Raw genomic sequence first — 26997 nt, 5'->3', positions numbered from 1 at the left:
TCCAGGGTCTCACGGACCGCCGACGACCCCGCAAACGATTACGAGGCGCCCGGAATCTCGTAGTCCCGGCCGAGGACGACGGTGATGGCGGCGTTGCCCGCGGGCTTGCCCTTGACGACCGATCCGGCCGGCAGTCCGAGGGTCTTGGCGACCTCGGCCGCGGTGGCCTTCTGGGCGTCGTCGCCGTAGACGACCTGGGACTTCGCCCGGCCGTCGGTCTTGCTGCCGCCGACGAACGCGTAGCCGCCGTTGATCAGCGCGACCTTGGCCGCCTCGACGGCGTCCTCGCCGGTGGCGTCCTTGACCGAGACCCGCGGCACCCCGCCGGCCTCGACGGCGGTGACCTTGCCGCCGAGGATGTCCTTGACGACGCTGTCGCCGGTGCCCTCGGCGAGCGTCCCGTCCTCGCCCACGGGGAGGAGCGCCGTCTTGTAGGCGCCGGTCTTGGCGTGGTCGGCGAGCTTGGCGAGGGAGGCGCCGAGGTCCTTCTCGGGGAGGGAGGGGTCGGCGATCTGCTGGAGGAACTCGATGGCCGAGGTGGCGTTGGCGGGGTCGCTGGGCATCTTGCGCAGCATGCCGTTCACCACCTGGCCGAAGCGCTGGAGCTGCTTGGCCTCGGCCTCGCCGGCGGCGCGGTAGGTGGCGTAGGCGACGGCGCCGCGGCCGGTGAGGGTCTGCTTCTCGCCCCGGGCGACGAGCGGGTCGGCGCCCTTCTTGCCCTTGGGGTCCGGGACGGCGGTGTCGGTGTCGACCTCGATGCCGCCGAGGTACTCGACGAGGTTCTCCAGGTACGGGGTGTCGAGGCGCCAGGTTCCGGCGATCTTGGCGCCGAGGAGGGTGTCGAGGGCCTCGCGGGTGCCGCTGGAGCCGTCCTCCTCGACGGACTTGCCGAGGGTGGTGGCGGAGCCTTCGGAGTCGGCGACGGCGAGGGCGTTGGGCAGCAGGACGGTGGTGCCCTGCTTGGTGGTGGAGTTGTCCACGAGGAGGGCGGTGGTGGTGCCGCCGCCCTGGAGGTCGTGGAGGTGGAGGACGATCGTGTCGCGCCGCTGCGGGCCCGTGGCGGCGGCCTGGTCCTTCCGCCCGGAGTCCCCGGTGCCGGGGAGCAGGCCGGCGGACCAGAGGTAGCCGACGCCTCCGATGACGGCGAGGGCCAGGACGACGACGAGGGCGATCACCCGGTTGCGGCCGCGACGGCGGGCCTCCTCGCGGCGCTCCGAGCGGCTCTCGGTGAACTTGAGCCAGTCGATGACGTCCTCGGAGTCCTCGTCGGGCTCCTCGATGAAGGAGAACTGCTCGGTGCGGTACTCCCGGTCCTCGCCGGCGTCCGCGCGCCGGGACGCCGCGGGCGCGGCAGGCGCGACGGGCGGGGCGGGCGGCGCGGCGGGGGGTTCGGGGGCGGGCCGCTGGCCGGGGACGCCGGTCGGGGCGGCGGCGACGGGCGCCGGGGGCTCGGCCGACTGCCACTGCTGCCCGCCCTGCTGTCCGCCCTGGTGCCCGCCGCCTCCGTAGGTCTCGTACGGGTCGTAGGCGGGTTGCTGGGGGGCGTAGCCCTGGCTCTGCTGCTGCCCGGCGTAGGCGTCGTACGAGGGCGGCTGAGGGCTCTGGGGCTGCTGGGGCGCCTGGGGCTGGGCATAGGGGTCGTAGCCGTACGACTGCTGCTGACCGGCGTACGGGTCGTACGCGGCCTGCTGGGGGGCCTGGGCCGGCTGCTGGTACACCGGCTGCCCGTACGCGTCGTAGCCGATGATCTGCGGCTGCGGGTAGTACGGGTCGTACGGGTTCTGCTGGTCGTTCACCGGTGCCCCTTCCCCGGGACTCACTCGCCTCGGTACAGCTGGCGCTTGTCGATGTAGCGCACCACGCCGTCCGGGACGAGATACCAGACGGGGTCGCCCGATGCCACCCGTGCGCGGCAGTCGGTGGACGAGATGGCGAGGGCGGGGATCTCGACGAGGGAGACTCCGCCCTTGGGCAGTCCGTCGTCGGTGAGGTCGTGACCCGGCCGGGTGACGCCGATGAAGTGGGCGAGGGAGAAGAACTCGTCCGCGTCGCGCCAGGTGAGGATCTGCGAGAGCGCGTCGGCGCCGGTGATGAAGAAGAGGTCGGAGTCGGCGTTGAGCGACTGGAGCTCGCGCAGGGTGTCGATGGTGTAGGTGGCGCCGCCGCGGTCGATGTCGATGCGGCTGACCGAGAACTGCGGGTTGGACGCGGTGGCGATGACCGTCATGAGGTACCGGTCCTCGGCGGGCGACACGACCTTGTGACTCTTCTGCCACGGCTCACCGGTCGGTACGAACACCACCTCGTCCAGGTGGAACAGGGCGGCGACCTCGCTGGCCGCCACCAGGTGTCCGTGGTGGATCGGGTCGAACGTCCCGCCCATCACGCCGAGGCGGCGCTTGCCGCTGCCGCCAGTAGGCACTTCCTGCTCTCCCATGCGTGCAGAGCCTACTGGCACGGCGGTGGACGCCAGCTCAGCGGCCTCCGGGTCGGCTTCCGGCTCAGCGGTCGCGGTTGAAGCGGGTGGTGATCCAGAGCAGCAGCATCAGCGCGAGGAAGGCGCCACCGCCCGTGAGGTACGGGTTGAGGCTGTCGTGGTTGCCACCGTGCTCGGCGCCCTCGGAGGCAAGCGTGACGAGGTTGGCGGCGGTGCTGTGGAGGCTCATCTTCGGCGGGACCTATCCGATCGGGGGTGGGAGCGGAGACTTCGCGCACATCGTATGCGGGCGGTCGCGGCCCGCTCACGCCGACTCAGGCGTTGGCGTCCTCGGCGCCCTCGGACGCCCCTCGGGCGGAGGTGTCCTCGGGCTGCCCGGCGGGGTGTTCGCCGGTGTCGCCGCGGCCGTATCCGCGCAGCAGGAACCAGGCGAGGAGGGCGCCGCCGACCATGGAGACCAGCAGGACGATACGGAGCGTGTCGCCCGGGCCCTGCTGCGCCGCGGCGGCGATCCCGGTGAGGGCGGCGGCGGCCTCGGCGATGTCGGGCATGCGGGTCGTGCTCCCTCGTTGTCCACAGGGCCCGAGTTGTCCACAGGCTCTCCGCCCACGGTAGCGCCCTCGCCTAGGGTGGGTCGTGTCAGGGGGACGAGTACCGACTCGTACGGATGGACAGGGGGCGTTCATGACCGAGAACCACGACCGGAACCACGACCAGAGCCACGGCGAGCAGCCGCGGGGCGGCGTGCCGAGCAGGCAGCGCAAGCGGTTCCCCGACATCTCCTCGCGGGCCTACGAGCATCCGGCGGACCGTTCGGCGCTGGTGGCGCTGAGGAAGCTGAGCGGCTTCGACACGGTGTTCAAGACGCTGAGCGGGCTGCTGCCCGAGCGCAGCCTCAGGCTGCTCTACCTCTCGGACTCCGTCCGGGTGAGCGACGCGCAGTTCTCGCACCTCAACGACATGCTGCGGGACGCCTGCTACATCCTGGACCTGGACAAGGTCCCGCCGATGTACGTGACGCAGGACCCGGTGCCGAACGCGATGTGCGTGGGCCTGGACGAGCCGGTGATCGTGCTGACGACGGGGCTCGTCGAGCTGCTCGACGAGGAGGAGATGCGGGCGGTGGTCGGCCACGAGGTCGGGCACGCCCTGTCGGGCCACGCGGTCTACCGGACCGTGCTGCTCTTCCTGACGAACGTGGCGCTGAAGGTCGCCTGGATCCCGCTGGGGAACGTGGCGGTGATGGCGATCGTGACCGCTCTGCGCGAGTGGTTCCGCAAGTCGGAGCTGTCGGCCGACCGGGCGGGACTCCTCGTGGGGCAGGACCTCCGGGCCTCGATGCGGGGCCTGATGAAGATCGCGGGCGGCAACCATCTCCACGAGATGAACGTGGACGCCTTCCTCGCCCAGGCGGACGAGTACGAGAAGGCCGGTGACCTGCGGGATTCGGTCCTGAAGATCCTGAACGTGCTGCCGCGCTCGCACCCCTTCACCACGGTGCGGGCGGCCGAGCTGAAGAAGTGGTCGGAGAGCCGGGACTACCAGCGGCTGATGGACGGCCGCTACCCGAAGCGCTCGGAGGACAAGGACACCTCGGTGACGGACTCCTTCCGGGAGTCGGCGGGGCACTACGCGCAGACCGTCAAGGACAGCAAGGATCCGCTGATCAAGCTCGTCGGCGACATAGCCGGCGGGGCCGGCGACCTGGCGGGCGATCTGGGCGGACGGCTGCGGACCGTGTTCGGGGGCGGCGCCTCGAAGGAGTCCGGCAAGGACACGGGCAAGGACGCCGGCAAGGACACGGGCGAGGGGGCCGGGAAGTAGCGAGCCGCACCCGGGGACCTCAGGGCCGGGGCTGGGCTGCCGGGGCGAGGGCTCCGCAGAGGGCCGGCGCGGCCGGTCGGTCGGCGGCGTACGGGTCGGTGAGCGCCGGGCCGGACGTCGCCGGGGCCTCGGCGCCGGCCAGGAGCGGCCTCAGGCCGCCGCCGGTGTCCTCCCCGCAGGCCTGCGGTCCGGCCTCGACTGTACTGGTCAGCAGCTCCGCCCGGTGCATGCGCAGATCCTCGCGGTCGAAGCGGAGGTGCAGGGTGCGGTGGACCGTGAAGAGGGAGGCCGCGGCGGGCTCGCCCGGGCCCTGGACGGCGGGGCGCAGCGCGTAGGTGAAGGTGTGGTCGGCGGTGACGTCCAGGGTGTCGGCGGTGCTCTCGGCGAAGCGGAGGGTGCCCTGGACGCGGGGCGCGGGCTCGACGACGGAGACCTGACGGGGGTCGAAGCGGACCACCCAGGCGGCGAGGGCGTGCCGGCCGTCGTCGGCGGGTGATTCGACGCTGCGGTCGAACTGGGCGAGCTGGTCGGGGTCGAGCAGCAGGCGGGCCGGGCGGACGGTCTGCCCGGCGAGGACGTCGGGTTCCAGGGAGGAGGCGACGAGGTAGTCCTTGGCGATGCTGAGGGCGGTGACGACCTGGCCCTCGGAGAAGTGGGTGGTGCGCGCGGAGACGGGGAGGTTGATGCCGGCGGCGCCGGTGCGGTACTCGGCGGCGGGGCTGCGGGCGAGGAGCCGGGCCGGGTCGCCGCCGGGGACGGGGCCCTGGGGGGCGAGGGGGACGACGGTGGTGCGCAGCGGCTCGGCGCGCTGGTCGAGCGGCGGCTGGTAGGGGTTGCGCAGGCCGAGATAGACGGCCGTGCCGAAGGCGAGGAGGATCAGCAGGACGAGGAGGAGGGCCTGGCCGGAGCCGGAGCGGCGGCCGGTGGGGCCGGGGCGGCTGCGGACGGCGAGCGCGTGCTCACCCATCCGTTCCTGGGCGGAGTACTCCTGGAGGTGGGCAGCGCGGACGAACGCCTCGTCGAAGACGACGGCTCGGTACTCGTCCTCACCGCCGGGGAGCCCCTCGGGATTCCCCTCAGGCGGGTCGCCACGCCCTGCCATACCTTCAGGGTAGGTCGGCGGAGGCTTCGATAAACGCCCAGGTACACGACAAGTTCGGAAGTTTTCCGCCGTCGGGGTGAAGCCTCCGGTGGACGGGGCGGCCGTCCGGGTGGTGTCAGGAGGTGCCGGGTGCGACGGAGGCCGGCGGGGACGTCCGCTCGGCGGTCGCCCGGCTGCCGGGGGCCTGCGGGGCGGCGGCCGTGGCCGGGGTGCCGGTGAGGACGGGGACCGGGGGCGCGGCGGCCGGTGAGGCGGCGGGCGGGGCCGGGTTGGGCGCGTCGACGCCGGTGGAGGCCGGGGGGACCTGGTCCTGCCGGTTGGCGGCGGCGGCGCGGTAGACGGCGGTGAAGGCGAGGGCCACCATGCCGATGCCCATGAGGAGGGCGAGGAGCCAGGCGACGGGCCGGTGCCAGCGGGCGCTGCCCCGGTAGGGGCGCAGGGCGCCGCCGTGGCGGCCGTAGGGGCTGGCGTCGTCGCCGATGTCGTCGGGCTCGTAGGTGGGGCCGACGGGGTCGCGGCCCTCGTCGTAGAGGTCGTCGTCGCCGGCGGCCCGGAGGGCGCGGGTGCGGGCGGATTCGGCCTCGGCGCGGGCCTGGGCCGAGGCGAGGAGGCGTTCGACGGCCGTGGGCTCGTGGAGGGTGGCGGCCCGGACGAACTCCTCGTCCAGGACCACGTCCCAGCGGCCCTCGGCGGCGCCTCCGCGCTCGTCGTCGGGCTCCCAGCCGTTCGGGGACGGCCTGTCCCCCACGTCGTCCGGCACGGATTCAGAGTAGACCGGGGATGTGGTTTTGGGCAGGGAGGATGCGAAGTCTCCCCGCCCGTACCTAAAGGCCGAAAGGAGGGATGCGGGGTGGTGTCACCGGATGTGACCGTCGCCGGTCACGATGTACTTGGTGGAGGTGAGCTCCGGAAGGCCCATGGGGCCGCGGGCGTGGAGCTTCTGGGTGGAGATGCCGATCTCCGCGCCGAAGCCGAACTGTCCGCCGTCCGTGAAGCGGGTGGAGGCGTTCACGGCGACCGTGGTGGAGTCGACCAGTTGGGTGAAGCGGCGGGCGGCGGCCTGCGAGGTGGTGACGATGGCCTCGGTGTGGCCGGAGGTCCACGCGCGGATGTGCTCGACGGCCTTGTCGAGGGAGTCGACGACGGCGGCGGCGATGTCGTAGGAGAGGTACTCGGTCTCCCAGTCCTCGGTGGTGGCCGGGACGACGGTGGCCTTGGTGCCTTCGGCGTGGGCGAGGACCCGCTCGTCGGCGTGGACGGTGACGCCGGCCTCGGCGAGGGCGTCGAGGGCGCGGGGCAGGAAGGCGGCGGCGACGTCCTGGTGGACGAGGAGGGTCTCGGCGGCGTTGCAGACGCTGACCCGATGGGCCTTGGAGTTGATCAGGATGTCGACGGCCATGTCGAGGTCGGCCTCGGCGTCGACGTAGACATGGCAGTTGCCGGTGCCGGTCTCGATGACGGGGACGGTGGACTCCTCGACGACCGTGCGGATGAGGGAGGCGCCGCCGCGCGGGATGAGGACGTCGACGAGGCCGCGGGCGCGCATCAGCTCGCGGACGGAGTCGCGGGACTCGCCGGGGACGAGCTGGATCGCGTCGGCGGGCAGGCCGGCGCCGTCGACGGCGTCGCGGAGGACGGCGACCAGAGCGGTGTTGGAGGCGTACGCGGAGGAGGAGCCGCGGAGCAGGACCGCGTTGCCGGCCTTGAGGCAGAGGGCGGCGGCGTCGACCGTGACGTTGGGGCGGGCCTCGTAGATGATGCCGACGACGCCGAGCGGGACGCGGACCTGGCGGAGGTCGAGGCCGTTGGGGAGGGTCGAGCCGCGGACGACCTCGCCGACCGGGTCGGGCAGGGCGGCGACGTGGCGGACGTCGGCGGCGATGGCGAGGATCCGCTCGGGGGTGAGGGTGAGCCGGTCGACGATCGACTCGCTGGTGCCGGCCTCGCGGGCCTTGGCGATGTCCTCGGCGTTGGCCTCGACGATCTCCGCGGTGCGGGCTTCGAGGGCGTCCGCGATGGCGAGGAGGGCCGCGTCCTTGGCCGCGCGCGGCAGTGGCGCGATCTGTGCGGCGGCGCCGCGGGCCCGGTGGGCGGCCCGGGTGACCGGGGTGAGGTCGTCGAGGGGCGTGAGCGAGGTCATGCCCGCAGGGTACTGGTACGGGCGGGTCGACCCCGTACGTACGACGGGCGCATCCCGCAGTGCGAGACGCGCCCGTGCCACCGTACGGACCTCGGTGGCCCGGCCCGTCAGGACCCGGGCCCCCGGCGGGTCAGTAGGGGTGGACTCCGACCGGGGCGGCGGGCGGCGGGCCGTAGCCCTCCGCGATCCGCTGGTGGTAGGTCTCCCGGTCGATGACCTCCAGGCCGACGATCTCCCACGGCGGGAGCTTCGCGGTCTGCCGGTGCTCGCCCCAGAGCCGGAGGGCGACGGCGGCCGCGTCGTGCAGGTCGCGGGCCTCCTCCCAGTACCGGATCTCGGCGTGGTCGTTGGCGTACCGGCTGGTCAGCAGGAAGGGGTGGTCGTGGGCGAGCTGTTCGAGCCCGCGCCGTACCTCCTTCAGCGGTGACTCGACGCCGGACACGCTGAGCGTGACGTGCCACAGCTTGGACAGCGGGCGCTCCCGCGCGCCGCCGTCGCCTGTGTCCGTCCCGGCTGCTGTGCTCCTGCCCTCCGTGGCCCTGTCCCGTGCCGCGTCGAAGTCGGCTCCGGCCTCGACACTCGTCAGGGCGCGTTCGGCCGTCCCGCGGGCCATGGCCCCTGGGCGCGCTCGTCTCACCGGCGGCCTCCTGTGTGATGCGTGTGCTGCTGTACCCCGCGTTGTTCGTTGCCCCCGAGACAAAGTTGACCAGCCCGAGCCGCCGCATGGGGCGGTTTTGGTAAAGGTCCCTTCCGGATGGCAGGAGTTTCAGCCGTTTCGGCGGCACTTTCGCAAGGGCTTCCGGACCCGTTTCCGGCCGGATGTCCGTTCGATCCTGGCGGGATCCGGCCTGGGGCCTGTCCGGATCCGGTGCGGCTCCGGTCCGGTTCCGGCCAGGGCCGGGCCCGGTGGGGGCCGCTCGGCGGCCGGTCGGGGCACGTGACGGCGCGGTGGCCGCCCGGCTCAGCCCAGGACGACGAGGTCGTCGCGGTGGACGACCTCGCGCTCGTACTCGGGGCCGAGTTCCCTGGCGAGTTCGTGCGTGGAACGGCCCAGCATCCGGGGGAGCTCCTTGGCGTCGAAGTTGACGAGGCCGCGGGCGACGGGGTGGCCGGCGGCGTCGCGGAGCTCGACCGGGTCCCCGGCGACGAAGTCGCCCTCGACGGTGGCGATGCCGGCGGCGAGCAGCGACTTCTTGCCCTCGACGACGGCCCGGACGGCGCCGTCGTCGAGCCCGAGGGAGCCCTGCGGGGTGGAGGCGTGGGCGAGCCAGAGGAGGCGGTCGGCGGAGCGGCGGCCGGTGCGCCGGAAGCAGGTGCCGGTGTCGCGGCCGGCGAGGGCGTCGGCGGCGCGGCTGGCGGAGGTGAGGACGACGGGGATGCCGGCGGCGGCGGCGATCCGGGCGGCCTCCACCTTGGTGACCATGCCGCCGGTGCCGACGCCCGCCTTGCCCGCGGAGCCGATCTCGACGTGGGCGATGTCCTGCGGGCCCGCCACCTCGGCGATCCGGGAGGTGCCGGGCCTGGCCGGGTCGCCGTCGTAGAGGCCGTCGACGTCCGAGAGGAGGACGAGGAGGTCGGCGCGGACGAGGTGGGCGACGAGGGCGGCGAGCCGGTCGTTGTCGCCGAAGCGGATCTCGTCGGTGGCGACGGTGTCGTTCTCGTTGACGACCGGCAGCGCGCCCATGGCGAGGAGCTGGTCGAGGGTGCGGTAGGCGTTGCGGTAGTGGGCGCGGCGGCTGGTGTCGTCGGTGGTGAGCAGCACCTGGCCGACGCGGACGCCGTAGCGGGCGAAGGAGGCGGTGTACCGGGCGACGAGGAGGCCCTGGCCGACGCTGGCGGCGGCCTGCTGGCGCGCCAGGTCCTTGGGCCGGCGGGTGAGGCCGAGCGGGGCGAGACCCGCGGCGATGGCACCGGAGGAGACCAGGACGATCTCCTTCTCGCCGCCGCTGCGGACCTTGGCGAGGACGTCGACGAGGGCGTCGACCCGGTCGGCGTCGAGGCCGCCCGCGGCGGTGGTGAGGGAGGAGGAGCCGACCTTGACGACGATCCGGCGCGCCTCGGTGACGAAGGGACGGGTGACCGTCGAGGTGGGCCGCGGGCTCGGGGACTGCGGGGTCACGTCCTGTCGGTTCAGGTTCATGTCCTGCTGCACCGCCGCCATATCCGTCGCCACCTGCGCCGTCCTCACTCGCTGTTCTGGCGCCGTGCGCTCCCGGCACGGTCGCGAGGGGCAATCTACGCGAGCCGGGACGCCTGCCGCTCCTCCGTTTCGCCCTCCGGACCAGCGCTCTGCAGTGCGGGGCCCCGGCTGACAAGAATCCGGCGGGAGATCACGTACGTGAAGGGGATGGCGACGACGGCGGCCACGAGTGGCGCGATCCGGTCGTCCATTCCGGCCCAGGCGACGAGCGCGTACAGGCCGGCGCTCTGCACCACGTAGTTGGTGACGTTGGTGAGGGGGAAGAGGGCGAACTTCTTCCAGGTGGGACGGGTGCGGTAGGTGAAGTACGTGTTGAGGAAGAAGGAGCCCACCATGCTGAGCAGGAAGGCGAGGGTGTACGCGGCGAAGTACGGCATCCAGGGGTGGAGCAGCAGGTAGCAGCCGAAGAAGGTGCCGGTGTTGATCCCGCCCACCACGCCGAAGCGGATGATCTGGCCGAGCTGGTCTCGCATGGGCCCATCAGATCGCCGTGAGATGAACGGGGCATGCCCGGCGGGCGACGCCCGCACGACGAACGGCCCCCTCGCACGAGGGGGCCGTCCACGAGGTCGTGCAGTTCCTAGGTCGTGCAGGTCCTAGGTCAGGCAGATCCTAGGTCGTGCAGGTCCAAGGTCGGGCAGGTCCTAGACGGCGGCGCCGCGGCGGGCGGTCCAGCCGGCCCAGGCGGAGTCGATCATGTCGCGGACGTCGTGCCGCGCCTTCCAGCCCAGCTCGGCGGCGATGCGGTCGGCGGAGGCGACGACGCGGGCCGGGTCGCCGGGGCGGCGCGGCGTGACGACGGGCTCGGTGGCGTGCCCGGTGATCTCGTTGATCAGCTCGACCATCTCGGTGACGGAGACGCCCTCGCCGCGGCCGATGTTGACGGTGAGGTCGCGCGGCTCGCCGGCCCCGGCCCACTCGGCGAGCTTGCGGGCGGCGACGAGGTGGGCGTCCGCGAGGTCCTCGACGTGGATGTAGTCGCGGACGCAGGTGCCGTCCGGGGTGGCGTAGTCGTCGCCGAAGATCCGGGGCGCCTCGTCGGCGTCGAGCCGCTCGAAGACCATCGGCACCAGGTTGAAGACCCCGGTGTCGGCGAGCTCGGGGGCGGCCGCGCCGGCCACGTTGAAGTACCGCAGGCAGGCGGTGGCGATGCCGTGCGCCTTGCCGGTGGCGCGGACCAGCCACTCGCCGGCGAGCTTGGTCTCGCCGTACGGGCTGAGCGGCAGGCAGGGGGTCTCCTCGGTGACGAGGTCGACGTCCGGCATGCCGTACACGGAGGCGGAGGAGGAGAAGAGGAAGCTGCGCACGCCCGCGGCGGCGACCGCCTCCAGGATGACGGTGAGCCCGACGACGTTCTCGCGGTAGTAGTGCAGCGGCAGCTCGACGGACTCGCCGACCTGCTTCTTCCCGGCGAGGTGGACGACGCCGGTGATGCCGTGCTCGGCGAGCGTCCGGTCGAGCAGCTCGCGGTCGAGGACGGAGCCGACCACCAGCGGCACGCCCTCGGGAAGCCGGTGTGCGTACCCCGTGGAGAGGTCGTCCAGGACCACGACCCGCTCGCCCGCCGCCGTCAGCGCCCGAACCACATGCGCGCCGATGTACCCGGCACCGCCGGTGATCAGAAAGGTCATGCTCGACCACACCCCTCGTCCGCCACTGTCCGTCACTGTCCGCGACGTCCCGCCGCCGTACGCGCGCTCCGCCACCGTACGCCGTCGTCCGCCGCGCTCCGCCGCCGTCCGCCGCGTGGTGCCCACGCACCGGCACCCCACCGTACCGACTGGGCCGGGCGGCCGGGTCCCACCGCTCCGAAGGGGCGTCGGGTCACGCGTCATACTGGACGAGTCCATTCTTCCGTCCGGTCCCGTTCAAGGAGTCGACCGCAGTGCGAAATCCCGAGGCACCCAGGCTGCTTGGGGTCTACCGCCGAGCCGTACCGGAACGTGTGAGGCGGGCCATCGTTTCGCAGGTCGACGCCGACATGCGCCGCCGGGTGAAGATGCGCATCGCCAGCGGCACCGCGGCCGCCGAGCGGCGCCGCGGCGGCCGTCTCGCCAAGCGTTACGGGGCCTACACCGCCGGCGCCGACCGTGCCGTGATCACGGTGGGCAAGGAGCCGAAGGTGGCGCTCGTCGCCGAGGGCATCACCCCGCTCCGGGCCCGCCGGGCCAATCTGGAGACCGTCCTCGCGGCGCTCGCCGGCGCCGGCGTCGAACACTTCGCCGTCCGCGGCCAGTCGGACACCGCCGCCGCCGTGGCCGTCCGCGCGGAGGACCGCACCGCCGTCCTCGCCGCCCTGGCGGAGGCCTGCAAGGCCCTGCCCGGCTACGTGACGCCGCTCAGCGCCAACGGCCCCGTCACCCGCGCCTCCGAGCCCGGCTTCGAGCCGTCGACCTGGCAGCGGCTGCGCAACTCCCCCGTCCTGCGCCTCACCTGGTACCACACGGACCCGACCCACCAGCTGACGCTCGGCGACACCTACGGCTGCGACGTCGAGTTCTGGACGCTGGAGGAGGGCGAGCTGACCGCGCCCCGCGCCGGGCGGATCGCCACGGCGCTGCCGCCGGCCGGGGAGATCGTCCCGGTCCCGGAGCCGTACTTCACCAGCCTCGCGCCCCGGGCGACCGAGGGCGCCCCGCTCGTCCCCGCCCGCGCGGAGACGGCCGTCGTCCCGACCGAAGAGGTCACCTTCCCGATCGACGTCGTCTACACCTGGGTGGACGGCTCCGACCCGGCCTGGCTGCGGCAGCGCGCCGAGTTCTCCGGCGAGGGCTACCACGCGGAGGCGGCGAACGCCGCCCGCTACCTGAGCCGCGACGAGCTCCGCTACTCGCTGCGCTCGCTCCACATGTACGCCCCCTGGGTGCGGAACATCTACCTGGTGACCGCCGACCAGGTCCCGGAGTGGCTGGACACCGACCGGCCGGGCATCCAGGTCGTGTCCCACAAGGACGTCTTCCGCTCCCCCGACCTGCTGCCGACCTTCAACTCGCACGCGATCGAGTCGCAGCTGCACCACATCGAGGGGCTCTCGGAGCACTTCCTCTACTTCAACGACGACGTGATGCTCGGGAACGAGGTGACGCCCGGCGACTTCTTCCACGCCAACGGCATCACCAAGTTCTTCCCCTCGCCCGCGCTGGTGCCGCTCGGCGAGCGGACCGTCGACGACCCGCCGGTGGCCGCCGCCGGCAAGAACAACCGCCGCCTGATCCAGGAGCGGTACGGCGCGGTGCTCGTCCAGAAGATGAAGCACATGCCGCATCCGCTGAGCCGGACCGTGCTGACCGAGATCGAGACGGAGTTCGCCGCCGAGTACCGCCACACGGAGGCGAGCAGGTTCCGTAGCATCGACGACATCTCCATCTCGTCCTCGCTGCACCACTACTACGCCTTCCACACCGGCCGCGCGGTCCCCTCCCAGCTGCCGTACTCCTATCTGGACCTGACCCACCCGTGGACGGAGACCCGGCTCGGCCGCCTCCTCGCCAACCGGGACAAGACGGTCTTCTGCGTCAACGACACGGTGTCCACGGAGCAGGAGGTGGGCGAGCAGAAGGACCTGATCACCCCCTTCCTGGAGGCGTACTTCCCGGTCCCGAGCCCGTACGAGAAGTAGCGCGCACACGAGAGAGGGGCGCCCGGACCCTGAGGTCCGGGCGCCCCTCTCTCATAGGCCCGTAGGCCCGTAGGCCGTGGGCCCGTGGGCGTCAGTCGCGCTCGTACGGGGAGCGGACCGGGAAGTACGCCTCCAGGAACGCCCGCAGCACGCGGTCCCGCTCGTCCAGCGGGACCTCCGCCTCGGCCGACTCGCCGATGCAGATGACGTCCCGGTGGCGCGCGGCGAGCAGCCGGCTGAGCGCCACGTGGTGCTTGTAGTCGCCGATGTTGACGTACGCGGCGGAGATGCTGCCCGGCGCGCCCTTGGCCGTCAGATAGGCGAAGTGGTGGTGGAGCGACGAGGTGATCGACAGGTCGGTCCGGCCGCGGAACGGCGTGGCCGCCGTGAGGGAGGTCTGCTCGGGCCAGCGCTCGGCGATCGCCTCCAGGACGCTGCGGCGCAGCGGGTGCGGCGTGTGGAGGAAGCCGTGCGTGGCGACCCGGCCGAACTCCTCCTCCAGGAGCGCCTGGTTGTTCTTCGCGGCGACGAAGTAGCCCTCGGTCTCCTCGGTGACCTCGCCCGGCGGCACGGCGGTCGGCGACCGGAAGAAGAGCGAATTGCCGTTCGACTGGAAGAACTTGCTCGGGGCCAGCGGACGTGCGAAGAACACGTCGTCGTTGACGTAGAGGAAGTGCTCCGAGAGCCCCTCGATGCGGTGCAGCTGGGACTCGATCGCGTGCGAGTTGAAGGTCGGCAGCCAGGACGGGTCGGCGAAGAGCTCCCGGTGGCTGACCACCTGGATGTCCGGGTGCTCGGTGTTCAGCCACTCCGGCACCTGGTCGTCCGTCACCAGGAAGACCTTGCGGATCCAGGGGGCGTGCGTGGCGAGCGAGCGGAGCGAGTAGCGGAGCTCGTCGCGGTTGCGGAAGCGGACGTCACCGGACTGGGCGTCGTCGGTGGCGAGTCCGGCGGCCTGGCGGGCCGCGTCGCGCTTCTCGCGCCAGGCCGGGTCGGTGTCGTCGACCCAGGTGTAGACGGCGTCGATCGGGAAGTCGACGTCCCACATCAGGCGCTTGGTCAGGACCTCCAGGGTCGGGTACGCGCGACCGCCGACGGAGATCCGGGCGGTGCCGTCGAGCGAGGGCAGGCGCGGGCCGACCAGGGTGGTGCCGCGGGGCGCGGTGAACCAGTGCGGCTCCACGTCCTCCTGGGGCCAGAACTCGACGCTGCAGCCGTAGACCGGTCCGTACCGGAGGATGCGGCTGTCGCTGACGACCGGCTTGAAGACCCGTACGGCCGCGACCTCGGGGGCGGCCGTCAGCGTCTCGGCGAGACGCGCGCCGGGCGCGGCCCTCTTCGGCGCGACGAGCTCGGCGTACACGGGCTTGCCGTGCAGCTCGGTGCCGAGGGCGCGCAGCGCCCGCTCGCGGTCGGTGTCCTTGACGGCGAGGCGGTGGCTGACGGTCGCCGGGTCGTGCAGCAGGACGTAGGGGACGTCGTGGCGTTCGAGGGCCTCGGCGCTGATCTCCAGGTTGATCTCCCCTATGCGCCAGGCCGGGATGTCGTCCCGTACCTCGGCGAGACGACCGGCGGAGCGCACCAGGTTCTTGCGGTCCTGGGCCTGGAGGATGACCTCCCGCGCCTTCTGCTCGTCGGCGGAGGGGGCGAGCTTGCTGATCGGCGCGGAGACGGCGAAGCTCTTGCTCCCGCCGGCGGCGACGCGGCGGGCCGTCCGGTCGGCGCGGGCGGCGGCGCGGACCGGCTCCGGCTCGGCGCGGAGCGCGGCGAAGAGCTCGTCCCACTGGGCGGTGATGACCTCGGGCGCGAAGCGCTCGCGTGCTCCCGCACGGGCGGCGGCGCCGTAGGTGGCGCGCAGCTCGTCGTCGCCCATGAGCCGGGCCAGCGCCGCGCCCAGCGAGGCGACGTCGTCGGCGGGGACGAGCAGGCCGTCCACCTCGTGGCGGACGATCTGCGACGGGCCGGTCAGGGCGTCGTACGCGACGACCGGGACGCCGGCGGTGAAGGCCTCCAGCATGACGAGGCCGAAGGACTCGACGCGGGAGGGCATCAGGCAGATCGCGGCCTTCGCCCACTCCTCGGCCATCTGCTGGCTGCGGCCGACGAGCTCGATCCGGTCGTGCATGCCGAGGCTCTCGACGAGTCGGCGCAGGTTGACCAGCTGGGGGCCGTCGCCGAAGAGGCGCAGCCGCCAGTCCGGGAACTCGTCGGAGAGCTCGGCGAAGGCCTGCACCGCGTGGTCGAGCTGCTTCTCCGGCACCATGCGGCCGGCGACGACGATGGTCTTGCCGCCGAGGTCGGAGCGCGGCCGGTAGCCGTCGGGCATCGCGTTCGGGATGGTGGCGAGGCGGGGCGCGGAGGCGCCCAGGGACTCGGCGAACCAGTCGGTGGTCAGCTCGGTGAGCGAGACGAGGGCGTCGAGCCGCGGGGCGTGCGTCAGGAGCGGTTCGCCGGTGGCGCCGCGCAGCTGGGAGACGCGGTGCTCCTGGTGGACGGTGGCCACCGAGGAGGGGACGAGCTTCACGGCCGCGGCCATCAGGGCCGGCGTGGTCGTCACGAGGATGTCGGTGTCCAGGCCCGAGAGGGCGGCCGTCATCTCGATGTCGGAGAGCCGGTCGAACGTGGGCTCCCAGGAGGCCTCGATGAGCTCGCTGGGCAGCTTGGCGAGGGCCGCGCACTCCTCCGGGGTGAGGGAGGTCTCGCGGACCGGGCGCGGGGTGCGGCCCGTACGGTCCACGAGGTAACGGACGGGCAGGGTCTTCGCCTCCGGAAGGAAGGGCTCCTCGGCGGTCTTGAAGACGCTGAGGATCTCGACCTCGTGGCGCGGCATCAGCTGGGCGGCCTGGGTGTAGGCAGCCATCTCGGTGCCGCCCATCGCATCGCCCCAGGTGAGCAGGATGGTGATCTTCATGCGACTTCCTCTGCGCCGTGGGGGGCGCCTTCGAACGCGACGCAGGAAACGGCGAGCGCTCCGGCCGACGTGATGTAGGCATGCGCTCGGAGGAGCGTGCCGTCTTCCAGGGCGATGATCCTGAACGTGGTGCGGATCACCTGATGGCGCCGCCTCACGTCCGTGAGCCTGCGGCCGATCTTGAGGCCGGTACGCCCGTGCGCGAGCTGCATGTCCCAGCGGTACGACCGCCCGCCCGCCACCATCTCGGCCAGCGGCACGTCGAAGGTGAACGAGTCACCCTGCCACTCCAGGGGGGCCTGCACCACCGTACCGCCGCCGCGCCGGACGGCCTGGGCGGTGTAGCCGGAGCTCGGGCCCTGGCGGGCGATGAGCCGGCCGTGGACCACTATGCGGTCCCAGCGGAGGTCGAACCGGTCGAGCTCCGCCTGGTGCACGGGGGCGCGCACCTTGAGAACGGCGAAGCCGTCGACGGAACGCATGATCCGGAAGTGGGCGCCGCTGTCCGGCGAGGGCGAGACGGGGGCCGTCGGTCCGTCCGCGGTGGGAAGCGCCACGGCGCCGACACCGGCGCGCACCTCCCGCCCGTCGGCGCCGGTGAGCACCACGCCGATGCGCCAGAGGCCGCCGAAGAGGGCCATGCCGGCGCGGCCGGGGCCGTGCTCGCCGGGGGTGTCGGGGAGGTCTCCCCGGTCCGTGTACCGCAGGGCGGTGGTGGCGGTGAGGAGGCGGGTTCCGTCGCCCTGCGACTCCACGTCGAGGTCGAGCCTGAGGTGGCGTCCGGCGCGCACGAACTCCAGGTGGGCGGCGGTGACGTCGACGGCCGGAGGGGCGACGAGGGCCACGTTCAGCGTGCGTCCGCCGAGGACGGAGAAGTGCACGGCCTTCAGGGCGGGGCGGGGCCTGATGCCGCTCGCGAAGGCGGGGGCCGTCTGCAGACGCTCGACCCTGCGGCGCATGCGGACGGCGACTCGGCGGGCTCGGTTGGCGGCACCCACCGCATAGGGCAGCAGTGAGTCACTCACGACGAATCCCGCGCTTCCACTCTGGACTGACAGTCAGCGCCACATAGTGTCAAGGGGGCAGAAGCCTTGGCAAGTCACGCCTCGGCAAGCAGCGCGTGACCGCAATCACGTCGTCAAGTGAACCCTGCATGGCGTTTTTCCCCTCTCCCTCAAGGGATCCTTGCTAGTCGAACACACAGGAAGCAACGGGGAGAAATGGGACGCTGGAGTTCGTTCGCCGACGTCGCGCTGTCTCGGCGCACTCTGCTGGCCTCGACCGCCGCCGTCACGGTGGCAGGAGTCGTCAGCGGCTGTGGGGAGACGACCGCGTCCCCCGTGCACATCCCGGCCCAGGCGAGCGGTGACGCCGAAGCCCGCGCGACGGTCCGCCGGCTCGCCGCCGCGGACGCGCAGGACGGGTTCGCGGCGGTCGGGGCGCCCGCCGTGGTGCAGATCGTGGCGCACCCCGACGACGACCTGTTCTTCATGAACCCCGACGTCGTCCAGAACCTCTCCGCGGGCATACCCGTGACGTCCGTGTACATCACGGACGGCGGCTCGTTCGGGGTGAACACGGTCCCGGGCCAGCCCGCCCCCGAGCCCGACATACCCGCGTACGTCTCCTCCCGCCAGCAGGGCCTCCGCCAGGCCTACGCGCTGATGCTCGGGGCCAGGCTCTTCACCCCGTGGCAGCGTTCCGTCCTCGCCCTGCCGGGCGGCCGCACCGCCGAGGTCAACCGGCTCGAGTACGGCGGCCGGACGGCCGAACTGATCTTCCTGAACCTGCGGATGCACGCCAAGAACGGCGCCAGGACCGTCAATCTGACCCGGCTGTGGAGCACCCCGGGCGTGACGCTTCCCACCCAGCCGGCGCCGGAGTCCCCGGTGCAGCAGAAGTACACGTACACGCGCAAGGACCTCATAGAGACGCTCGTCTTCCTGCTCTCCCGGCGCAAGCCCACCCTGGTCCGCACCCTCGACCCGGACCCGGACACTCAGGTCCACGACGAGCGCCATCCGATCGGCAGCGACCAGCACGGCTTCTCCGACCACCCGGACCACACCGCCGCCGCGCTGTTCGCCTGGCGCGCGCTCGCCGACTGGGGCGGGCGGACCGGGCGCGGCACGCAGGCGCCCGTCTTCCAGACGGAGGCCTTCCGCGGGTACTACAACCAGCGCTGGCCGAAGAACCTGCCGGCGTCGACCGTCGCCCTGAAGGCGCTGTACCTCAACGCGTACGGCGGCGAGCCCTCGTGGCAGTGCGGGAACGAGTCCGGCTGCGGCGACTACGCCTTCGGCCAGGACTCGGTCCTCAGGTCCATGAAGGGCTGGGCCCGCTCCACCCACCGCCGCTACCCGAACGCCGGACCCAAGGCGGTCGCCGGGACCGGCGGCGCGCTGACCGTGTACGGCGTCCTCGGCACCCGGCTCGCGCGCTGGACCGGTGACGTGTCCGGCCGGCAGAGCCCGCCCGAGGACCTCGGCGGCGGCCCGCTCGCCCCCTCCATATCCGTGGTGCGGATGCCCGACGGCAGGGACCTGGTCTTCGCCCTGCGCTTCTCCGCCCTGGAGGGGACCGCGGGGAAGAACCTGCGCGAGATCGTGATGCTGCGGCAGCGGACGGCCGGCGGCGCCTTCGAAAGCTCCTGGGTACGCCTCGGCTCACCCGAGACCAGGTCGTGGCGGACCCGGCTGACGGGGCCCCCGACTGCCGTGCTCGGCTCCGACGGACGGGTCCACCTCTTCGCGAGGAACGGCGCCAAGGGGGTCAGCACCCGGGTGCTGCGGACCGACGGCACGTGGACGCCGTGGACGGAGCTGCCCACCGGGCGCATACAGGAGGGGCTGACGGCCGCGGTCGACGGGCGCGGGCTCGTCCACCTCTTCGGCACCTCCGCCACCTGGGTCGAGCACTGGAGCCAGCGCACCCCGTCCGGGGACCTGCGCAAGGGCACCCGGCGCTTCGCCCACCAGCCCGGTGACGTCCCCGACGCGATCACCGCGCCGGACGGCTCGGTGCTGCTCGGCTACCGGAGCGTCGCCAGCGACGAGGTCGTCATCGAGCGGCTGCCCGCGGGGCGCGCCAAGCGGTGGACGACCGTGGCGAAGCCGAAGATGGGCGGCTTCGGCCGGGTCAGCCTCGTCGACGGCCGTACGACGGCCTCCAGCGGCGGGGTCCTGGCCGTCCCCTCCGGCTCGCGGGAGGAGCTGGTGTACGACATCACCGGCGGCGGCCGCACCTCGCTCGTGGGGACCGGGGCGCCCTCGCTCACGGTCGGCACGCCGGCCACCCTCACCGTCGGCACCGCCCCCGGCACCCCGGTCTCCGTCACCCTGGGCCTCGACGGCCGCCCCCACATCACCCCCCTCCGCGACATCCGCGCCGGCTGACCCCACACACCCGAGAACCCCCGCCCGGCCAAGCCGAGCGGGGGTTCTCGCGTATGCCCCGAAAAGGGACCGCCGGACAGGCCCGGGACCCCGGGGCCGGGGACCCGGGGGCCCGGGGACCCTAGAAGGGGTCGAACTCGTCGTACTCGCGGTCCGCGTCGTCGTGCTCGGCCTGGCGGTCGCGGCGGCGCTGGGCGGCCGGGCGGGGGGCTTCGAGGCGGTGGTCCTCGCCTCGGCGGCCGAGCATCTCGGCGCCGGCCATGAGGGTGGGCTCCCAGTCGAAGACGACCGCGTTCTCGTCGGAGCCGATGGCGACGCCGTCGCCGGCGCGGGCGCCCGCCTTGAGGAGGGCGTCCTCGACGCCGAGGCGGTTGAGGCGGTCTGCGAGGTAGCCGACGGCCTCGTCGTTGTTGAAGTCGGTCTGGCGGACCCAGCGTTCGGGCTTCTCGCCGCGCACGCGGTAGACCTCTTCGTGCTCGTCGTACGTCACCGTGAAGCCGGCGTCGTCGACGGCCTTCGGGCGGATGACGATACGGGTCGCCTCCTCCACCGGCTTCGCGGCGCGGGCCTTGCCGACGATCTCGGCGAGGGCGAAGGAGAGCTCCTTCAGGCCGGTGCGGGCGACCGCGGAGACCTCGAAGACGCGGTAGCCGCGCTCCTCCAGGTCCGGGCGGATCATGTCCGCGAGGTCCTTGCCGTCCGGGATGTCGATCTTGTTGAGGACGACGATGCGCGGACGGTCGTCGAGGCCGCCGTACTGCTTCAGCTCCTCCTCGATGACGTCGAGGTCGGAGACCGGGTCGCGGTCGGATTCGAGGGTCGCCGTGTCGAGGACGTGGACCAGGACCGAGCAGCGCTCGACGTGGCGCAGGAACTCCAGACCGAGGCCGCGGCCCTGGCTGGCGCCGGGGATGAGGCCGGGGACGTCGGCGATGGTGTAGACGGTCGAGCCGGCCGTCACCACGCCGAGGTTCGGGACCAGGGTGGTGAAGGGGTAGTCCGCGATCTTCGGCTTGGCGGCCGAGAGGACGGAGATCAGCGAGGACTTGCCGGCGCTGGGGTAGCCGACGAGCGCCACGTCGGCGACGGTCTTCAGCTCCAGGACGATGTCGTCGACGTCGCCGGGCTCGCCGAGCAGCGCGAAGCCGGGGGCCTTGCGGCGCGCGGAGGACAGCGCCGCGTTGCCGAGGCCGCCGCGGCCGCCCTGCGCGGCGACGTACGTCGTGCCGTGGCCGACGAGGTCCGCGAGGACGTTCCCCTTCTTGTCGTGGACGACCGTGCCGTCGGGCACGTACAGGACGAGGTCCTGGCCGTCCTTGCCCGCGCGGTTGCCGCCCTCGCCGGGCTTGCCGTTGGTGGCCTTGCGGTGCGGCGAGTGGTGGTACTCGAGCAGGGTGGTGACCGACTGGTCGACGACCAGGGTCACGTCGCCGCCGCGACCGCCGTTGCCACCGTCCGGGCCGCCGAGCGGCTTGAACTTCTCGCGATGGACGGAGGCGCAGCCGTGGCCCCCGTTACCCGCGGCGACGTGCAGCTCGACGCGGTCCACGAAGGTGGTCATGGTTCTGTGCCTCCAGAATGCGATGTACAGAAAAGCTATGTACGGGATTGTCTATCTAGTAACACGCGAAAGGCGGACCCGCTTCCCTGCCGGGAAGTGAGGTCCGCCTCCGCAAAGCGTCCGATCAGGCGACCGGAACGATGTTCACGACCTTGCGGCCACGGAAGGTGCCGAACTGCACCGAACCGGCCTGCAGGGCGAACAGCGTGTCGTCGCCACCGCGACCGACACCCGAGCCCGGGTGGAAGTGGGTGCCGCGCTGGCGGACCAGGATCTCACCGGCGTTGACGACCTGACCGCCGAAGCGCTTCACGCCGAGCCGCTGGGCGTTGGAATCGCGACCGTTCCGGGTGGACGATGCGCCCTTCTTGTGTGCCATTGCTCAGTCCCTCTTTACTTCGCGGCCGTCGGGATGGACGTGACCTTGATCGCCGTGTACTGCTGACGGTGACCCTGGCGACGGCGGTAGCCGGTCTTGTTCTTGTAGCGCAGGATGTCGATCTTGGCGCCCTTGGTGTGGTCCACGACCTCGGCCTGGACCTTGATGCCCGCCAGGACCCACGGGTCGCTGGTCACGGCGTCGCCGTCGACGACGAGCAGGGTCGAGAGCTCGACCGTGTCGCCCGGCTTGGCGGTGGAAATCTTGTCAACCTCAACGATGTCGCCGACAGCAACCTTGTGCTGGCGACCACCGCTGCGCACGATGGCGTACACGCGGATCTCTCTCTCACTCGGTAATGGGGACCTCTGACGCCAGCCGCCCACGCACGGGGCCCGGGGGCCCACGGCGATCCGGATCGGACGAGCGGCCTCTCCCGGCGAGCGGGAGGGGGATGCTCAGAGGCGCGGCGCGCCATTGACACGCCGACGGTCTAGGTTACGGGCGCCTGCCACAGAGGGTCAAATTCGCCCGTGCGGGTGCGGACCGTCCCGGCGGGCCCCCTTCCGAGGGCCCGCCGGGACGGCTCCGGCCTCAGTCCTGGGCCGGGGCCGCGGTCTTCTTGGCCGTGGCCTTCTTGGCGGTGGTCTTCTTCGCCGCCGTCTTCTTGGCCGCCGTCTTCTTCGTGGCGGCCTTCTTGGCCGTGGCCTTCTTCGCGGTCTTCCGGGCGGCCTTCTTGGCCGCCGGGGCGGCCTCGGGCTCCTCGGCGACCGGCTCGGCGGCCGGCTCCGCCTCGGGCTCCGCGACCGGGGCGGCCGTGGCCACCACGATCTCGGCGGCCTCGGCGCCGGCGGGGGCACCGGCCGGGGCGGTGGCCTTGCGGACCACCCGGCGGCGGGCCCGCGGCGCGGCGGCCGCGGGGGCCTCCTCGACGACCGGCTCGACGACGGGCTCGGCGGCCGGGGCGGCCTCCACGACCGGCTCCGGCGCCGGTACGGCCTCCGGCTCCGCGACCGCGGCGACGGTCTCGGCCTCGGCGGCGGGCGCCTCGGACGTGGAGACGACCGGCGAGGTCACCCGGCGGGTGGCACGGCGGCGGGTACGCGGCGCGGGCGCCGTCTCCACCGTCTCCGCCACGGCCGGCTCCTCCGCGACCGGCTCGGCCACCGGGGCGGGCTCGACCGCGGGCTCCGCGATCGGGGTCGGGGCCACCGGCGCCGTCACCTTGCGGGTGACGCGGCGGCGGCCGCGGCCGCGGGTCGCGGCGGCCTCGGCCTCGGCGACGGAGCCGTACAGCTCCTCGTCCGGGGCGATCGGGACCGGCACGGCCACCGGGGCGGCCAGCTCGGCCGCGACCTCGGCCTCGGTCTCCACCGGAGCCTCGGCCTCGTGCGCCTCGTGCGCGTGCTCGTGCACGTGCTCGTCGCCGCCGCGGCCGCGCTTCTTCGAGCGCTTGCCGCCACCGCCGCCACCGTGCGTGGCCGGCTGCTCCATGTGGACGATGACGCCGCGGCCGTTGCAGTGGACGCAGGTCTCGGAGAAGGACTCCAGGAGGCCCTGGCCGACCCGCTTGCGGGTCATCTGCACCAGGCCGAGCGAGGTGACCTCGGCCACCTGGTGCTTGGTCCGGTCACGGCCCAGGCACTCCAGGAGGCGGCGGAGCACCAGGTCGCGGTTGGACTCCAGGACCATGTCGATGAAGTCGATGACGACGATGCCGCCGAGGTCGCGCAGCCGCAGCTGGCGCACGATCTCCTCGGCCGCCTCCAGGTTGTTCCTGGTGACGGTCTCCTCCAGGTTGCCGCCCTGGCCGGTGAACTTGCCGGTGTTGACGTCGACGACGATCATCGCCTCGGTCTTGTCGATCACCAGCGAGCCGCCGGACGGCAGCCAGACCTTCCGGTCGAGCGCCTTCATCAGCTGCTCGTCGATCCGGTAGGTGGCGAAGACGTCGACCTCGCTGGTCCACCGCGTCAGGCGGTCGGCCAGGTCGGGCGCGACGTGCGAGACGTAGCCGTGGATGGTCTCCCAGGCGTCGTCGCCGCTCACGATGACCTTGGAGAAGTCCTCGTTGAAGATGTCGCGGACGACCCGGACGGTCATGTCCGGCTCGCCGTAGAGCAGGCTCGGCGCGGAGGTCGAGATCTGGCTCGCCTTCTTCTGGATGTCGGCCCACTGCGCCTGCAGGCGCTCGACGTCACGGCGCAGCTCGTCCTCGCTCGCGCCCTCGGCGGCGGTGCGCACGATGACGCCCGCGTCCTCGGGGACGATCTTCTTGAGGATGGTCTTCAGCCGGGCGCGCTCGGTGTCCGGGAGCTTGCGGCTGATGCCGGTCATCGAGCCCTCGGGGACGTACACGAGGTAGCGGCCGGGCAGAGACACCTGACTTGTGAGGCGGGCGCCCTTGTGGCCGATCGGGTCCTTGGTGACCTGCACCAGGACCGACTGGCCGGACTTGAGGGCGGACTCGATGCGGCGCGGGCCGTGGCCCATGCCGAGCGCCTCGAAGTTGACCTCGCCGGCGTAGAGGACGGCGTTGCGGCCCTTGCCGATGTCGACGAAGGCGGCCTCCATCGACGGCAGCACGTTCTGGACCTTGCCCAGGTAGACGTTGCCGACGTACGAGGTGGCCTGCTCCTTGTTGACGTAGTGCTCGACGAGCACGTTGTCTTCCAGGACGCCGATCTGGGTGCGCTCGCCGTTCTGGCGGACGACCATGACGCGCTCGACGGCCTCGCGGCGGGCGAGGAACTCGGCCTCGGTGATGATCGGGACGCGGCGGCGGCCCTGCTCGCGCCCCTCGCGGCGGCGCTGCTTCTTGGCCTCCAGACGGGTGGAGCCCTTGATGGACTGCACCTCGTCGGACGGCTCGGCCTTCTCGCGGGCCGGGCGGGGCTCGCGGACCTTGACGACCGTGCGGACGCCGTCCTCTTCGGTGGTCTCGGCCTCGCCGGCGGCGTCACCGCTGCGGCGGCGACGGCGGCGACGGCGACGGGAGCTGCTGGAGCCGCCGAAGCCGGACTCGTCGTCCTCCTCGGCCTCCTCGGCGGCCTCGTCCTCGGCATGGAGCTCGTCGGACTCGTCGGTCTCCTCGGCCTCCTCCGCCTCGGCGGACTCGCCGCGGCGACGGCGACGGCCGCCACGACGGCGACGGCGGGACGGGCGGTCGCCGTACTCGTCGGCGTCCTCCGCCTCGGCCTCGGCCTCCTCCGCCTCGGCCTCGTCGGCGACGTGCTCGACCTCGGGCTCGTCGGCGACGGTCGACGGGACGGGCTCGACGGCGACGGGCTCACCCCGGCGGCGACGGCGACGGCGCGAGCCGGTCTCGGCGCGCTCGACGGGCTCGACGGCCTCGACCGTCTCGACGACGGTCTCCTCCGGCTCCTCCTCCTCGGCCTCGACCTCGGTCTCCGCGGCGACGGCGGCGGCGAACGCGGCGGTCTCCGGCGTCTGGAACATGGGCTCGGCGAAGACCGGGGCCTGGAAGACGGCGACGGCCGGGCGCTCGGCGCGGCGGCGGCGCGGGGCCTCCTCGGCCGTGGCCGGCTCGGAGGTGAACTGCGGGGAGCTGACGCGGCGGCGGCCGCGGCCACGGGTGGCGGCGGTCTCGGCGGCGGCGACGTCGGCACCGTGGGAGGCGATCTCCTCGACGGTGTCGGCGGGCAGGGCCTCACCGGAGGTCGGCGCGGCGAGCTCGGCCGCGACGTCCGGGGTGACCGTGGTCTCGGGCGCGGCGGCGCGGCGGGTGGCGCGGCGGCGGGTACGGGCCGGGGCGGCCTCGACGACCGGCTCGGCGGGCGCCTCCACGGCGGCGGGCTCCTCCACGGCGGCCTCCTCGGCCGGGGCCGTGGCGGTCACCGGCGCGGTGGCCTTACGGGTCGCACGGCGGCGGGTACGCGCCGGAGCGGCCTCGACGACCGGCTCGGCGGGCTCCTCCACGGCGACCTGCTCGGCCGGGAGCGCCTCGGCGGCGGTCTCCTCGGCGACCGGCGCGGGCGCGGCCGTCTTGCGGGTGGCGCGGCGGCGGGTGCGGGCCGGGGCGGCCTCCGGCTCGGCGGCCGGGGTCTCGGCGACCGGGGCCGGGGTGGCCTCGACGACCTCGGCGGCCTCGGCCGTCTCGCCGACGGCCGTCACCGGCGGGCCGGCGGGCCGGGAGGCGGCGCGGCGCCGGCGGCGCGGCGGCAGCTTGTCACCGGGGGCGTTGTCGTTGTTCTCGTTGGTCTCTTCGAGCATGCGGGCGGTTCTCCCGTCACGCTCCCGGGCGCCGCGTCGGATTCCGGTGGGCGGCACGGACGCGCTTCGTGCGCGGTGCCGCCGTCCGGGGCGCGGGCGCCGCACGGGAGCTGAATGTCTGGCTCGCCGGTTCCGTACGCCCGATGCGTACGGCCTGGCGAAAGTCTCCTGGTCAGTGCGCTGCCCGACCCAGGTGGCTCCCGAGTGCCAGGGCTGCGCTCGACTCCGTCCCCTACGCGGGGCCTGCCTCCGGCGCCGTCGCCGGGGCGGTCGCGGCGGCCGTGGTTGCTGCGGCCGTGACTGCCTCGCGGTCGGGCGCGAGCGGGTCGGTCACCGTGCCGGACTCCTCGTCGAAGAGCCCCTGCGCCAGCCTGGTCACCGCTGCGGGGACCGGCGGCGCCAGGTCGGCCACAGCTCGGAGACCGGACAGGACGTCGTCGGGTCGCACGGCGGGTGTCACGTGCCGAACGACCAGCCGCAGTATCGCACAGGCATCGTCGGCGGGCCTATCACCCTGGGGATCGCCCTGGGGATCGACCTGGGGATCGGCCTGGGGACGGTCCGCGACGAGCTCGGCGACGGCGGAGCGGGTGTCGAAGGTGCGGATGCCGTTCTTGGTCTTGCGCTGGACCTCGACCGTCTCGGCCGCGAGGAAGGCCTCGACGGCCTTCCGGGCGTCGTCGACGGGGACGCCGTCGAGCCGGAGCTCCCACACGGAGGCGGTGAGCCGGTCGGCGAGGCCGGAGGTGCGGGCCTCGACGGCGTCGGTGATGTCGAGGCCGGCCGGGAGGGACTCGTCGAGCAGGACCCGCAGGGTCTCCGGGTCGCGGCGCTCGGTGAGGGCGATCTCCAGGAACTCGGCCTCGGAGCCCGTACCCGTGGGGGCGGCGTTGGCGTACGACACCTTGGGGTGCGGGGTGAATCCGGCCGAGTACGCCATGGGCACCTCGGCGCGGCGCAGGGCGCGCTCGAAGGCGCGCTGGAAGTCGCGGTGGCTGGTGAACCGGAGGCGGCCGCGCTTGGTGTAGCGCAGACGGATGCGCTGCACCGCCGGTGCGGGCGGCGGGCCTTCGGGCTGTCGCTTGCCCAGTGGTTCTTCTCCTCGGTGCGGGGCGGGCGCGGGTGGCGCTCCGCCCGGAAGCTCTCGGACGTCCCGTGGGCTCCCGCCCGGATCACCCCCGCTCGGAGCGGGGAGA

At 73.1% G+C, this 26997-nt stretch carries 21 protein-coding genes; 3 read left to right on the top strand and 18 right to left on the bottom strand.

Annotation, left to right across the window (positions count from 1 at the left end):
- Positions 1-38 precede the first annotated feature (38 nt).
- The 4 genes from HHL19_RS02000 to HHL19_RS01985 all read right to left on the bottom strand — a co-directional run bounded on the left by HHL19_RS02000 (position 39) and on the right by HHL19_RS01985 (position 2988).
- Positions 39-1796, bottom strand: coding sequence for an LCP family protein (locus HHL19_RS02000; RefSeq protein ID WP_169084888.1), 1758 nt, complete (start codon positions 1794-1796; stop codon positions 39-41).
- 20 nt (positions 1797-1816) lie between these two features.
- Positions 1817-2437: a nicotinate-nucleotide adenylyltransferase gene (nadD, locus tag HHL19_RS01995; RefSeq protein WP_169084886.1), complete on the bottom strand. Its 621-nt coding sequence runs from the start codon at positions 2435-2437 to the stop codon at positions 1817-1819.
- A 64-nt stretch (positions 2438-2501) separates the two neighbouring features.
- Positions 2502-2666 carry a hypothetical protein gene (locus HHL19_RS01990; protein WP_043221514.1) on the bottom strand — a complete coding sequence of 55 codons (165 nt, stop codon included), beginning with the start codon at positions 2664-2666 and terminating at the stop codon, positions 2502-2504.
- A gap of 85 nt (positions 2667-2751) precedes the next feature.
- The gene (locus HHL19_RS01985) at positions 2752-2988 is read right to left on the bottom strand and encodes a hypothetical protein (protein ID WP_169084235.1); all 237 of its coding nucleotides are present in this window, start codon (positions 2986-2988) and stop codon (positions 2752-2754) included.
- A 133-nt stretch (positions 2989-3121) separates the two neighbouring features.
- Here HHL19_RS01985 and HHL19_RS01980 point away from each other — a divergent pair, with 133 nt between their 5' ends.
- Positions 3122-4261, top strand: a complete 1140-nt coding sequence (locus HHL19_RS01980; RefSeq protein WP_169084883.1) for a M48 family metallopeptidase — start codon at positions 3122-3124, stop codon at positions 4259-4261.
- Positions 4262-4280: 19 nt separating this feature from the next.
- Here the strand turns inward: HHL19_RS01980 and HHL19_RS01975 are convergent, their stop codons facing one another.
- The 7 genes from HHL19_RS01975 to galE form a co-directional block, all read right to left on the bottom strand.
- Complete coding sequence (locus tag HHL19_RS01975; RefSeq protein ID WP_169084881.1) at positions 4281-5363, bottom strand: hypothetical protein; 1083 nt, start codon at positions 5361-5363, stop codon at positions 4281-4283.
- A gap of 115 nt (positions 5364-5478) precedes the next feature.
- On the bottom strand, positions 5479-6123 hold the full coding sequence (locus tag HHL19_RS01970) for a hypothetical protein (RefSeq protein ID WP_169084879.1): 645 nt from the start codon (positions 6121-6123) through the stop codon (positions 5479-5481).
- 96 nt (positions 6124-6219) lie between these two features.
- Positions 6220-7503 (bottom strand): glutamate-5-semialdehyde dehydrogenase, encoded by a 1284-nt coding sequence (locus HHL19_RS01965; RefSeq protein WP_169084877.1) that lies wholly within the window; start codon positions 7501-7503, stop codon positions 6220-6222.
- 130 nt (positions 7504-7633) lie between these two features.
- Positions 7634-8140, bottom strand: a complete 507-nt coding sequence (locus HHL19_RS01960) for a hypothetical protein (RefSeq protein ID WP_169084875.1) — start codon at positions 8138-8140, stop codon at positions 7634-7636.
- Between the two features lie 324 nt (positions 8141-8464).
- On the bottom strand, positions 8465-9643 hold the full coding sequence (gene proB, locus HHL19_RS01955; protein ID WP_240981379.1) for a glutamate 5-kinase: 1179 nt from the start codon (positions 9641-9643) through the stop codon (positions 8465-8467).
- A gap of 95 nt (positions 9644-9738) precedes the next feature.
- Complete coding sequence (locus HHL19_RS01950; RefSeq protein ID WP_169084873.1) at positions 9739-10176, bottom strand: GtrA family protein; 438 nt, start codon at positions 10174-10176, stop codon at positions 9739-9741.
- A gap of 171 nt (positions 10177-10347) precedes the next feature.
- Positions 10348-11334, bottom strand: coding sequence for a UDP-glucose 4-epimerase GalE (gene galE / locus HHL19_RS01945; protein WP_169084871.1), 987 nt, complete (start codon positions 11332-11334; stop codon positions 10348-10350).
- 254 nt (positions 11335-11588) lie between these two features.
- On the opposite strand from galE, the gene HHL19_RS01940 reads away from it, so the two are divergent.
- Complete coding sequence (locus HHL19_RS01940) at positions 11589-13322, top strand: stealth family protein (protein ID WP_169084869.1); 1734 nt, start codon at positions 11589-11591, stop codon at positions 13320-13322.
- Positions 13323-13413: 91 nt separating this feature from the next.
- On the opposite strand, the gene HHL19_RS01935 is transcribed toward HHL19_RS01940, so the two are convergent.
- Complete coding sequence (locus HHL19_RS01935; protein ID WP_169084867.1) at positions 13414-16233, bottom strand: stealth conserved region 3 domain-containing protein; 2820 nt, start codon at positions 16231-16233, stop codon at positions 13414-13416.
- Positions 16230-17258, bottom strand: a complete 1029-nt coding sequence (locus tag HHL19_RS01930) for a hypothetical protein (RefSeq protein WP_346768230.1) — start codon at positions 17256-17258, stop codon at positions 16230-16232. The genes HHL19_RS01935 and HHL19_RS01930 overlap by 4 nt, the downstream gene beginning before the upstream one ends.
- 195 nt (positions 17259-17453) lie before the next feature.
- Here HHL19_RS01930 and HHL19_RS01925 point away from each other — a divergent pair, with 195 nt between their 5' ends.
- Positions 17454-19628, top strand: coding sequence for a PIG-L family deacetylase (locus HHL19_RS01925; RefSeq protein ID WP_169084865.1), 2175 nt, complete (start codon positions 17454-17456; stop codon positions 19626-19628).
- 121 nt (positions 19629-19749) lie between these two features.
- Here the strand turns inward: HHL19_RS01925 and obgE are convergent, their stop codons facing one another.
- The 5 genes from obgE to HHL19_RS01900 form a co-directional block, all read right to left on the bottom strand.
- A complete protein-coding gene (obgE, locus tag HHL19_RS01920; RefSeq protein ID WP_169084863.1) occupies positions 19750-21189 on the bottom strand; it encodes a GTPase ObgE in 1440 nt (479 codons plus the stop codon).
- A gap of 124 nt (positions 21190-21313) precedes the next feature.
- Positions 21314-21568 carry a 50S ribosomal protein L27 gene (gene rpmA / locus HHL19_RS01915; RefSeq protein ID WP_030494090.1) on the bottom strand — a complete coding sequence of 85 codons (255 nt, stop codon included), beginning with the start codon at positions 21566-21568 and terminating at the stop codon, positions 21314-21316.
- Between the two features lie 14 nt (positions 21569-21582).
- Positions 21583-21903, bottom strand: coding sequence for a 50S ribosomal protein L21 (gene rplU / locus HHL19_RS01910; RefSeq protein ID WP_030494089.1), 321 nt, complete (start codon positions 21901-21903; stop codon positions 21583-21585).
- A gap of 259 nt (positions 21904-22162) precedes the next feature.
- The gene (locus tag HHL19_RS01905) at positions 22163-25801 is read right to left on the bottom strand and encodes an Rne/Rng family ribonuclease (RefSeq protein WP_169084861.1); all 3639 of its coding nucleotides are present in this window, start codon (positions 25799-25801) and stop codon (positions 22163-22165) included.
- 232 nt (positions 25802-26033) lie between these two features.
- On the bottom strand, positions 26034-26849 hold the full coding sequence (locus HHL19_RS01900; RefSeq protein WP_169084859.1) for a TIGR03936 family radical SAM-associated protein: 816 nt from the start codon (positions 26847-26849) through the stop codon (positions 26034-26036).
- Between the last annotated feature and the right edge of the window lie 148 nt (positions 26850-26997).

The organism is Streptomyces sp. R302 (genome assembly GCF_012927245.1).
Taxonomy (GTDB): Bacteria; Actinomycetota; Actinomycetes; order Streptomycetales; family Streptomycetaceae; genus Streptomyces.
This window is presented reverse-complemented; position numbering and strand designations above follow the sequence as displayed.